Source organism: Microcoleus sp. BROC3 (assembly GCF_036702515.1).
Classification (GTDB): domain Bacteria; phylum Cyanobacteriota; class Cyanobacteriia; order Cyanobacteriales; family Microcoleaceae; genus Microcoleus.
Window position 1 is genome coordinate 16743 of record NZ_JAUBTQ010000020.1, and the last position, 11780, is coordinate 28522.

At 45.6% G+C, this 11780-nt stretch carries 10 protein-coding genes; 4 read left to right on the top strand and 6 right to left on the bottom strand.

The features are described from left to right. Positions 1 to 10 precede the first annotated feature (10 nt). The gene (locus tag QUB30_RS14605; protein WP_333334387.1) at positions 11 to 652 is read right to left on the bottom strand and encodes a Uma2 family endonuclease; all 642 of its coding nucleotides are present in this window, start codon (positions 650 to 652) and stop codon (positions 11 to 13) included. 209 nt (positions 653 to 861) lie between these two features. After that, positions 862 to 1125, bottom strand: coding sequence for a hypothetical protein (locus tag QUB30_RS14610; protein ID WP_006633059.1), 264 nt, complete (start codon positions 1123 to 1125; stop codon positions 862 to 864). A 215-nt stretch (positions 1126 to 1340) separates the two neighbouring features. On the opposite strand from QUB30_RS14610, the gene QUB30_RS14615 reads away from it, so the two are divergent. Then, complete coding sequence (locus QUB30_RS14615) at positions 1341 to 1583, top strand: helix-turn-helix domain-containing protein (protein ID WP_190745066.1); 243 nt, start codon at positions 1341 to 1343, stop codon at positions 1581 to 1583. A gap of 31 nt (positions 1584 to 1614) precedes the next feature. On the opposite strand, the gene QUB30_RS14620 is transcribed toward QUB30_RS14615, so the two are convergent. The 3 genes from QUB30_RS14620 to QUB30_RS14630 form a co-directional block, all read right to left on the bottom strand. Continuing rightward, positions 1615 to 2556: a hypothetical protein gene (locus tag QUB30_RS14620; protein ID WP_333334389.1), complete on the bottom strand. Its 942-nt coding sequence runs from the start codon at positions 2554 to 2556 to the stop codon at positions 1615 to 1617. Beyond that, positions 2546 to 3679, bottom strand: a complete 1134-nt coding sequence (locus QUB30_RS14625) for an AAA family ATPase (protein WP_333334391.1) — start codon at positions 3677 to 3679, stop codon at positions 2546 to 2548. Before QUB30_RS14625 ends, QUB30_RS14620 begins: the two co-directional genes overlap by 11 nt. Before the next feature lie 304 nt (positions 3680 to 3983). Beyond that, a complete protein-coding gene (locus QUB30_RS14630) occupies positions 3984 to 5222 on the bottom strand; it encodes an LL-diaminopimelate aminotransferase (protein ID WP_333334393.1) in 1239 nt (412 codons plus the stop codon). A 262-nt stretch (positions 5223 to 5484) separates the two neighbouring features. Here QUB30_RS14630 and QUB30_RS14635 point away from each other — a divergent pair, with 262 nt between their 5' ends. Together QUB30_RS14635 and QUB30_RS14640 are read left to right on the top strand one after the other, a co-directional pair. Further along, complete coding sequence (locus QUB30_RS14635; protein WP_333334396.1) at positions 5485 to 6576, top strand: hypothetical protein; 1092 nt, start codon at positions 5485 to 5487, stop codon at positions 6574 to 6576. A gap of 228 nt (positions 6577 to 6804) precedes the next feature. Then, a complete protein-coding gene (locus QUB30_RS14640; protein WP_333334398.1) occupies positions 6805 to 8574 on the top strand; it encodes a DUF3352 domain-containing protein in 1770 nt (589 codons plus the stop codon). 590 nt (positions 8575 to 9164) lie between these two features. On the opposite strand, the gene QUB30_RS14645 is transcribed toward QUB30_RS14640, so the two are convergent. Next, the gene (locus QUB30_RS14645; RefSeq protein ID WP_333334400.1) at positions 9165 to 9359 is read right to left on the bottom strand and encodes a hypothetical protein; all 195 of its coding nucleotides are present in this window, start codon (positions 9357 to 9359) and stop codon (positions 9165 to 9167) included. 255 nt (positions 9360 to 9614) lie between these two features. Here QUB30_RS14645 and QUB30_RS14650 point away from each other — a divergent pair. Beyond that, positions 9615 to 11780 (top strand): two-partner secretion domain-containing protein (locus QUB30_RS14650; protein ID WP_333334402.1); only part of this gene is annotated, 2166 nt, incomplete at its 3' end.

Here is an 11780-nt window from a genome sequence, read left to right on the forward strand (position 1 = left end):
TCCTACGAGTTTAGCCGATCGCACTTTCAAATTCTTCTAGCGCTTGACAACTTCCTACCTGCAAAGCACGTTCTACCGTAGTGGGGATAAGTTGTGCGATCGCGATTTCTGGAAAATTCGGACTCATATCGGATTTTACATACTCTCCATCTTCCAGCAAATAAATGCGAAGTCTGCCACTGTCATAAACCCATACTTCTGGAACTCCAATAATTTTATAGGCATCGATCGTAGTTTTAGAAGTAACATCCGTCTCAATTGCCAAATCCGGCGGCGGATCGTCCGGTAAAAGTCGGCGGCGGTTAATCATCCGCTGATAATTTAGAATATAAAAGCAAGCATCAGGTTCAACTCCTGCTGCACCTTCCTGCTTGAAAGTAGTAGAACCAAAAGGTTCATATCTTCTGCCCGCCGACTTGAGTAATATTTTTACAATATCGGAAATTAAATCTTTCGTAATTTCCCGATCTAGTAAGGGAACCATAATTTCTAAGGTACTGTTGCTGTAGGCAATTCTGGTTCTTCGTTTTTCCCCTAATTCCTGCAAAATTGACTCAAATTCCAGCCAACTTACATTTGGAATAGTAACGACACTGCCGGGAGAAAGCGTTATTTGGCTAACGGGTTTGAGCACTGGAGCGATAACAATCATAAGCTGAATTGGGAGCTAGTTGTTAAATTTTTGCCAAGGGCAGGCAGGATGCCTACCCCACAAGAAAACTCATTCTTTGTGGAACAGGCATCTTGCCTGTTCTTGATAATGGTACAAGATATCTGTTGAGTGTAGCACGGGCAACGAGAAGAGATTCGCGATCGCACTTTTGACTCAATTCTAGAAAGTGCGATCGCACATTTATGAATTCATTGCAGCCGGATTAATTTGACTAACAGACTCATGATTTCTCCCTGTTCCGGTGTAATAATGATGCGATTGTCGGGAATGGCGATCGGATGAGTCCAACGAACAGCTTCCTCGTACCGCAATGCGTGCAGTTGGTGGATAGTTCGGCGTACACCCAGCGGCGAACCGATGATGACGTGACGGACTGCTTCGCGATCGCCCTCAAAGGTTTGGTTGGTTAAAACATTGGGCGATGTTTGGTTCGATGATGAATCTTGCAACATAGCTTTGACGAATAATTTTGGATAGGTTTGATGCTTTGTAACGGTAAAACCGCGTACAATAACAAGTTGAAGAAAAGACAGCAATTCCCCTACAGCACAAGTGGCTTAACTGGTGCTGTCTAATCTGTATTGGATTAACTATAAATTAGTTTAGGGTAGATGTCAATTATTTTAGGCAAAAGCCAAATAAATTAATATAACTTAACAAATAGCCTATGGAAACCTCAGAAAGAGCCGATCGATCGCCCCTAATGCGACTGAGAGTTCAGCGGTTTATGACTCAAAAGCAGCTAGCAGAAGCACTTGGCGTTACGGAAGCGACGGTAAGCAACTGGGAAGCTGGGCGATCGGTACCGAAGCTAACGCCTGTTCAATACAAGAAGTTGCTAGAGATTCTGCAAATTACCTCTGCTGAATTACCAGACCAATTTGGTTTTCCTAGCGATGCTGATGGATAAAAAATGGAATATTATAATTGAGGCGTTTTATTTAAACGAACTCATACAATGTTTTGAAAAAAAAAGGAATATGAGACTTAACATCACTACTTTGCTCTGAATAAAATCTCCCAATTTCTAACGAAAGTTGCTCTCTAAATACCCAATCTTCCCGGCTAAAGTGACCGGATGGCTTAATTTGATGCCAATAATCCTTAGCTTTTTTAATTGTCAGCAAAACTGCGATCGACTGATTCCTATGCGTTTCATCTACAGCATTTTGAAACCGCTCTTTCCACGAAGCCTGAAAGTTTTTAACTTCGGTACAATCTAATCCAGAACAGTAACTAATGCGATCGAACGCTCTCTGTAGGTTGTTCTGTAAATCCAAGTCGCTACAAATTGCATCAGCCATATCCAGATAAATATTTGCGAGTACCGCAGGATTCCCCTGATAAATCGGCTTGTTACAACAATTGTCAAATATTGGTTGAAGTTCGGGTGTCAGAAAATATGCTTCTTTATGAATCAAACCTGTAATCCAGATCCGGTGCTTTGCTGCGTTTTGCTCTTTCACCTGCGATTTTTCGTAAAGATTCTGAAAAATTGCTTCTGTATCGGTAAAAATATAATTGTCGATCGTTTGCAGTTGCAAATCTAAATCTATCATTGCAAAAAGTCGATCGGGATCTAAATATGAATTAGTGGTATCCTTTTCGTGTAATATTGGAAGAGTAAAGTAGGTGTCTAATACATCTTTGCGATCGCCGCAGTTAAAAAATTCCGGTAACTTCTGTTTCCACCATATCGGAACGCAAGCCTTATAAAAGTTTGCATCAGGCATTTGCTCCATTGCTTTATAAGCTTGAGGTGACTCTCTACCCTGCGTCTTGCGAATATCACCTTCGCACAATACCACAATTTTGTTTTTAATTCTGCGAGATTGAAGAATTGCCTCACAATGTTTTTTTAGCTGTTCTGGATTAAGACTCATTTGTAATATTAGATTGTTGTTTGATCAGTTTTGGCTCTATTTCTTTAACGTGAGCTGGTGTCAGAGCTTCACACAATGCGTAGGAGTGAGTTGCCAGAATATATTGATTGCTCGGCCCCCACTCTTGGAGGTCTGATATAATTTGATATTGCCAATCTGGATGAAAAGCAATTTCAATTTCATCCATCAACACAATAGCATCTTCTATGTTGCGAGACTTGAGCCAAGCATAAATGCTGAGTCTTTTTAGTTCGCCGTGACTTAAATCTTCTGGATATAGTTCTATAGTTTCACCATTATTATACAATTGAAAGTTGACACCCGACAAGTCTTCATTTACATTTATATTTTTATTTCCCAACAGCAGATTTAATTCCTTAATTAGAGATTGATAGCTGTTCCCGTAGTTACCTGTCTTGATGGCTTCTCTGAAGTCGCGATCACGAACAGCTTTAAATGATTCAATAAGTAGCTTTACAGCAAGGAAGTCATAGGTAAACAAGCCATTTAATTCAGATCTTGCAGATTCGAGGATCGCGTAATAATTCTTATCTTTTTTACTTGAGTTGCTAAATAATAGTTTTCTAGAATCCAGCGGAAGAAATAGAAAAACTTGGGTTGATGGAGCTGCTAGAAAAATTTTACGCGATATCTTATTTAAGAAGACTGTGTTTTCATCCCTTTTTTTATTGTCAAAAAAACATAGTAAGTCTGTATTTGGCTCTCGCTCGGTGTTGTTTTTGCAATCTGAATAATAACATATATGTAGATATCTTGACTCTATATTTGCTTCATCATTCTTCTTTGAAAGAAGAGGGGCTGACCAACAAGAAAATTCAAGTTTGACAATTTTTTCTCCATCCCAAATGTCAATGAGGGCTAAGACTCTTTGTTCTTCCCCATCAGCAACTTTAAATCCCTGAAGCAGATTTTGTAAAAACGGTTTTTTATCGTCATCAACAGAACAGTGCAGTAATACAAAAATTAACTGTAACAACGTACTTTTGCCGCCGCCATTTTGACTGCCCAGCGGAAAAATCCTCGGAAAAAAGTCCTTTTCAAAAGTGATGTCAATATCTTTTAAACCGCGAAAATCAGGAACTTGAACTCGTAACAAGTGCATAAAAAACTCCTGGTGTTGGCTGGTATTTTTTATTAAAACGCTGAGCCACAATTATTTTAAATTATAACTCACATTTTTTACTATTTTCATGAACAGGCTTTCCGGCCTGTTCCACAACATATTAAATTAATGCTTTTTCGCTGATTCCGGTAGTCCGCCAGGGGTTTCAACTCCTGTCTCAAAGCTAAAGTCCTCTGAAGAGGACTGAAGAACTCATTAGTCCTCTTCAGAGGACTTTAGCTATTAGCCAGGGAATTCATTCCCTGGCGGGCTGGCGGCTTTTCGGTTTAAGCAGGAGAGGAGATTAAACCTTAAACTTCTCCACAATTCGTCTCATCGCCTCTTCCACATTCTCCCGACTATTAAACGCCGAAATGCGGAAATAACCCTCACCCGCCGCACCAAAACCAGAACCCGGAGTTCCCACCACATTGCAAGTTTCCAGCAACTTCTGAAAGAAATCCCAACTCGACAAACCGTGAGGCGTTTTCACCCACACATAGGGTGCATTTTCGCCACCAAAAACCTGGATTCCCGCCGCTGTCAATTTCTCGCGAATAATCGCAGCATTTTCCATGTAAAAATTGACTAATGCCTGAATCTGTGCCTTGCCAGCCTCAGAATAAACCGCCTCTGCACCGCGCTGCACGATGTAAGAAACGCCGTTAAACTTAGTAGATTGGCGGCGGTTCCACAGCTTCCAAATTTCGACATCGGAACCATCTGCTGCTTTTCCAGTCAAAGTCTTCGGTACAACTGTTAGCGCGCAGCGAGTACCCGTGAAACCAGCATTTTTGGAAAAAGAACGAAATTCGATCGCACAATCACGCGCACCCTCAATTTCGTAGATAGAATGCGGTAAACTCGGATCGGTAATATACGCTTCGTAAGCCGCATCGAAGAAAATAATCGAACCGTTAGCTTTAGCATAATTTACCCAAGCTTGCAAGTGTTCCTTGGTTGCAGTTGCCCCCGTCGGGTTATTCGGGAAACACAAGTAAATTAAATCGACTTTTTTGTCAGTGGGAATTTCCGCAGTAAAATTGTTTTCCGCTGTAATTGGCAGGTAAACTAAGCCGCCATATTCGCCATTTTCGTTCGCATCTCCCGTGTGTCCGGCCATCACGTTAGTGTCTACATACACCGGATAAACTGGATCGGTAACTGCGATCGTGTTATTGTTGCCAAAGATATCGAGAATATTGCCGCAATCGCACTTAGAACCATCCGAAATAAAGATTTCCGAAGCATCAACATCGCATCCCCGCGACTTAAAATCGTGCTCGGCAATTTTCTCCCGCAGCCACTCATAACCTTGTTCCGGGCCGTATCCTTTAAAGGTATCCCGCGAACCCATATCTTCCACCGCCCTCACCATCGCCTCCCGACAAGCTTCCGGTAGCGGTTCAGTCACGTCGCCAATCCCCAGCCGGATGATGGGCGCTTCGGGATTCGCCTCTGCATAGGCTTTCACCCTGCGCCCAATTTCGGGAAACAGGTAGCCGGCTTTGAGTTTGAGGTAGTTGTCGTTGATAGTTGCCATAGTTCGATCGCTACAAATGTCGTAGAATAGCTTACTCCCAATTGTCTCTCTCAAGCAGCAGCAAGTTTGGCAACCGATGGTGTAAAGGATTTAACCGAGGTGACGGAGGATGTTCACGGAAGAGGAAGATTTTCCCCACTCGCACAGTCAAACACTCCGATACTACGCCATTACAGGCAATATTCGCAGTTGCTGACGGGCCATTGACCAAAAAATCAAACTATCTTGTATAATCAGAATAGTGTGCAGCGCAGAAACTATTATGGACGAGATCGAGTACGCCAAACTCTATCAGGAACTGGCGGCAATTCTGAATGAGTTTAATTTAGGTTGGGTAGTTCAACAAGTAGCAGATACTGTAGAGATAGGCAAAGTAATAGAAGAGCGATCGCTCAAAAGAAAAACACCTCTGCTCAAGATAGAAGATTATACCGCAAAAGAACAACTTTTGCTATTAATTGATGCTGTCGAGCAAGCGACTGTGAACACTTCCGAAATGGAAGACGAAATTGCTTATTTCTTGAAAGTAGAATCAGAAACCTCTCCCCTCGGCACAAAAATTACCTTTGCCAATTCAGGTGCAGAATCTGCCCAAACAATCGAGTTTACTTCCAGCGTCACAGCCCCCCGTCACAAACAGGCGATCGCCCTCAAGCACTTGCTCGAAAAACTGCCTTCAGGGCCGAGCAACTACGCCATAAATTCCGAAATTAAAAGCAAATTAAAAAGCTCGATCGATCCCGATTTTAACACGGCGGCAGAACAATCCAGAATTTTTGACACTTACCTATTCACTATTCTGCTAAAAGCAGTTGCTAATGAAGGCGGTACTATTTATTACAACAATGTTTTAGACGACGAAACACCCAAATATTTAACATTTAGAAAAACGGCGGGAAAAATCCACGGAACTGCACATCCATACACTCATGCTGTTGTGGAATTTCCCGACAAACCAGCCCTGGAAGTTCACCTAGGAGTAAAAGTCCAAGGTAGAGCCGGAGTTTTGCACAACTGCAACGTTTTAATTTTGTACCAAAAAGAAGCTAATATCTGCCGCTTGCTCAACCGCGAACCCCGGCACTCGCAGGTAATTTTAGCAGTAAAATCGGAACACAGCACCTCGGAACTTAAACTAGAAATGGCTGGTGCTTTTATCGGCTTAGCGTCAGATATTCGCTACGAAGGCGGCAGCTATTTCATTTCTAACAGTTACTCCCAACCCGTAGCAAAACTGCTAACTACTGCTCGCAAAAAATGGGAACTCAACATTTTTCCTAGAGCCACAAACGATGTCCACCGGCTGATGTACTCGTTTCAAACTATCTTTAAAGACTTTAAAGCCAGAAACTGATTTAATTAATACCATTTCACAAAAGTCTTGCTACATTTTTTGTGTTGGGTTTCGTTCCAGGGGCCTAACCTACTGTCCGATCGAAGTAAGGACTGTTTTTCAGCTTGTGCCCGGAGCGGTAAATTCGAGTTGCCTAGATTTGCCCGGTTAAATGTATCTGCTAATGTATCTGCTACATTAGCCAAGAAAATCATCTATCATGTTGCGAGCACCCGAACCTTACGAATAATGTTTAAGAAAGATAAATCTTCCCTGCTGTTTACGATCGGAGCCGCCACACTTCTGATCGGTTTAGGCTTTCTCACCTACTCGATCGTCATTTCCCGCGGCCCGGCCAAAGATTTGCCGGCGGGAGCAACCGTTGTCCCCCAAGATACGATGATGGCCCTATCCATCACCACCGATGAATCGCAGTGGAATAGACTGCGAGAGTTTGGCACCCCAGAGTCAAAAGCTTCGTTTGAAAGGTTTTTGAGCGAAGTGCGCGATCGCCTCCTCACCAGCAACGGTTACGCCTACGGGCAAGACATTCAACCCTGGGTGGGGAATACGGCAATGGTGGCCTTTCTGCGAAACAAAATAGCCATACCAGTCCCCCCGCCCGCACCCAATGCGCCCCCGCCTCCGCCAATTCAACAGTCAGTAGCAATTATCCTGCCAATTGCCAACCCGATCAAAGCCAAAGAATTATTAGCAAAACCCAGACCCCTCAGCCAAGGAAAAATGGTTGAGCGCAATTATAAAGGGGTGCAAGTTACAGAAACTAAAGGTATGCCCGATCGCAATTTCTCAGTCGCGGTACTCGGCACAAACTATCTAGCAGTCACCACAGATCCCACCGCCACAGATCGCATAATCGACACCTACAAAGGCGAACCATCCCTTGCCAAAACCCCCGGCTATGCAGACTCCGTACAACAAATAAAAAACTCTTCAGCCTTCGCTCAAATCTACGTCAATATGCCCGTTGCAGCAGCCTTTACAGCCGCCAACTCAGCCCGCGAAATTTCGCCGGAAAACCTCGAAAGACTGCAACAAAATCAGGGATTCGCCACCACAGCTACCCTGGATGCAGAAGGAATTGAATTCAAATCGATCTCTTGGCTGAAACCTGACTCTACCAGAAGGATAGCAGTAGAAAACAACGCTCTAAAAATGGTTAACCGCCTGCCAAGCAATACCATAATGATGGTATCCGGCGGCAACTTGCAGCGTTTGTGGCAAGACTACGTATTCGGAGCCGATGCGAACCCTCTCTCGCCCATTAATCCCCAAGTTTTGCGCACAGGTTTAAAATCTACTACCGGCATGGATTTAGATAAAGACTTCATCAACTGGATGGCGGGAGAATTTTCTCTATCATTAATACCAGCCGCCGCGCAGAATCCCAAAGACAAATTTGCTGCGGGATTTGTATTTATGGTGGAAACAAACAACCGCGGCGCAGCCAACAAATCCCTAAAACAGCTTGATGAAACGATGAAAATGAAAGGGTTTAGAGTAGAAGAAATTCAAGTCGGCGGCAAACCTGGGATTAAATGGACATCGCCGTTTGGAGGGATTACGGTAACTCGCGGCTGGATGAACGATGTAGCGTTTATCACAGTAGGAGCTCCCGTGGTTGATGCGATCGTCCCGGCACCGAACAGTCCGCTTTTAAGTAGCGAACTGTTCCAGAAAACTGTACGATCGCAACTTAAACCTCACAACGGCAATTTCTTCATCGACACCGAGAGTGCGTTTAACCCGAAAAACCTAGGTTTGCCGGAGTTTCCTCCCAATCAAAAAATCTGGATAGACGCCACGCGGTCGATCGGCGTTACAGCGGCCGTCATTGGCGATCGTAGCACCCGCTACGACGCTTTTGTCGGTCTCAAAAAATCCGACAAATCAAGTCCTTCTCCCAATCCCTCACGGAGTCTTGCTTCCCCGAGCCCTGCTTCACCGAAACCTGCTTCACCGAGTCCCTCGCCCACCGTCCAAACTTCACCCAATTAACTCTTAAATCATTCCACAAATCCGCCCGCACACCCCCTTAAACAGCAACAGGGCGATCGATTAAAACCGGAAAGCAGCCGATCGAAACCGACAATAGCGGATTTGAGTGCAAGAGGGAAATTGAGCCGGATTTAAGTAGTGTTACTTCAAAAAACCTCACACTAAGAAACGCCAAAACCCGGTTTATTTAAAAAAATCGGGTTTCTGAACCCCCTAAAAAATTGACTTACTTATTCTTGTCAGAATTTGAAAAGCCGGCAATTGTAGAGGCGGCTTTTTTGGTTTTTTTGTACATTTAAAAAATATTTTTTACCTAGATTTTCCGGTCTGTTCTGGACACAGAAACCGGTTTTTTAAACCGTCGTAGTTCGTTCAAACTGTCACTCATATAAAAAAACTGGTTTCTCGACCTCGGAGTGCCTCCAGGAAAGCCGTTTTTGTTGTTTTATATGTCATGCGGAAGATACAGATACTAGGCATTGCGAGTTATATTTAGATCGTGGAGAAGATACGCTCGGGGAATTGCCAAGGCAAAAGCCAATTATACTCATTTAGTCCTCAACCCCATGGCAGTCAGAAACCAGGTTGCTTCATAAATATAGCGTATTCAACAGTTCCGAAAAACCTATGGAGAGCTTGGCATTCCCAGTCAGCACCTGTACCACCTCGGAACGTGCATTCAATCGTCTTAACTGACTGCGTTCATCTGCTGGTGACACCGTGATGTCAACCCCAGCATTATGCACTGTCAAAGGCGATCGACGAACGAACAGGTTTATAGCCAAGCGTATCGCTTTCCTAACAAGCGATCGTCAACATTGACTGGGCAAAGCTTACTTAGCAATAAAACTGACAGAATACATCGCAAATACCCCTCTGAAAATGAGGGGTGCATTTCCACAGATCTATGCAAATTGACCGGACAAAGTACAGAGGTGCACAGATTTAGTGACAAAGCCGTCAACCTAAATTTTTCTTACCAACCGGGTTGGTTTACCTAATTTCTATCATTCATTATATATTTTAGTCTGTAAAAGCCTATGAAAACTGCCAATAATTTTCAAAAAAAGGCGAAATTCCTGTCTAAAGCAAGAATCAGCAAACTGACACTTGCTCTGCAAATAGTATTAATAAACCTTTACTTTTTGCAAGCAAAAGCCGAAGGTCAAACCATTGTTCCAGCCGGGGACGGAACGGCCACTACCGTCACTCCCGCATCCGGGGACGGAACTCCTGGGCAGCCAACTCGCTTCGATATTCAAGGCGGACAATTATCGAGCGATCGACAAAATCTTTTCCACAGCTTTACAGAATTCGGCTTGTCGGAAAATCAGATTGCCAACTTTATATCAAACCCCAACATTCGCAACATTTTAGCGGGCATAGGCGGCGATAGCCCCTCGATTATTAACGGCTTAATTCAAGTAACCGGTGGCAATTCTAACTTGTTTCTGATGAATCCATCCGGCATCATATTTGGCAACAGTGCCAGCTTAAACGTGCCGGCTTCTTTCACCGCAACCACCGCCACCGCTATTGGATTTGGTACTAACTCGTTTAACGCCAACGGTACTAACACTTACACATCTCTGACAGGCGCGCCCAGTTCCTTTGCTTTTGGGGCCGATCGAGCAGGGGCAATTATCAGCACGGCCGACTTAGCAGTCAAGTCAGGGCAGAACTTAACCTTGCTCGGCGGCACCGTTGTCAGCACAGGCAGCCTTTCGGCCCCAGACGGTCAAATTACCGTCGCATCAGTCTCCGGAAAAAATTTAGTGCGCGTCAGCCAGCGAGGCAATTTGCTGAGTTTGGAAATCGAGCCGCCCTCAGCAACCAGCAGCACTGGAACATCCAGCACAGCTTCTGCATTCTCGATCGCATCCTTGCCCGAACTGCTCACAGGCATCGGTCAAACGAACGCTACAGGTCTCAGCGTCAATGCCAGCGGTGAAGTGGTACTCACGGCGTCTAACCTACCAGTAGCTGCAGGAGACGTTGCAGTAAAAAGTGCAAACGCTGGGGCGATCGAAATTCAAGCAGCCAACAGCATTGCTGTCAGCGGAAACCTGACGAGTTCCCAAGGCGGGCAAATCGCCCTAGAAGCTAGTGGCAACATTCGCACTCTCGCCCTCGACTCCCACTCCGACACCACCGCAGGCGGCAACATCACCGTCACCAGCCGTACAGGAAAAGTAGAAACAGGCAATATCAACGCAGGATCGATCGACAAAACCAGCAACGCCGGAAACGTTAGTATTGCAGCACCCTCAAGCAGCATCCAAACAGGGTTCATAGACGCCAACTCCGAAGAAAAACAAGGTGGCGAAGTCACCCTCAACGCCCGCAACGATATCGAAGTAACCCATATCAACACCGAAGGCCGAACAGGCGGAGGAGATATTGACATTACAGCCGGCGGTAATTTCCGAGCTACAGGCACTTTCACAAACGATAACAACTGCTTGTCGCAAGCTTGCAGCATTTCCGCATCCACGACTGGTAGCGCCAATGGTGGAGATATCACCATTCGCTACGGTGGCGAAGCCTCGAACACTCTTTTCAGCGTCGGGCCAGACTATAACAGAGTCAACGGTACTGCTGGCAGCATTGCCACAGGGGGTCCAAAGAAGGAAAATGTTATTACACAGGGAAGTTATTTCAGCCCCGACCCTCAGATAGTACAGCCGACCCAAATTAACATTACGGCTTCTTCAGTATCGCCAGCACCGACACCAGCACCAACACCCGCGCCAACACCAGCACCGACACCAGCACCAGCACCCGCACCAGCACCCGCGCCAACACCAGCACCAACACCAGCACCAGCACCAACACCAGCACCAGCACCGACACCAGCACCAACACCAGCACCAACACCAGCACCAGCACCAACACCAGCACCGACACCAGCACCAGCACCAACACCAGCACCAGCGCCAGCACCGACACCCGCGCCAGCACCAGCACCAACTCCCGCCCCAGCACCAGCGCCAACACCCGCACCAACTCCCGCACCAGCACCAACTCCCGCCCCAGCACCAGCGCCAACACCCGCACCAGCACCAGCACCAGCACCAACTCCCGCACCCGCACCAGCACCAGCACCGACACCAGCACCAACACCCGCGCCAACACCCGCGCCAGCGCCCGCACCTGCACCTTTACAAACACTAACGCCGGAACCAGCACCAGCACCAGCACCAGCA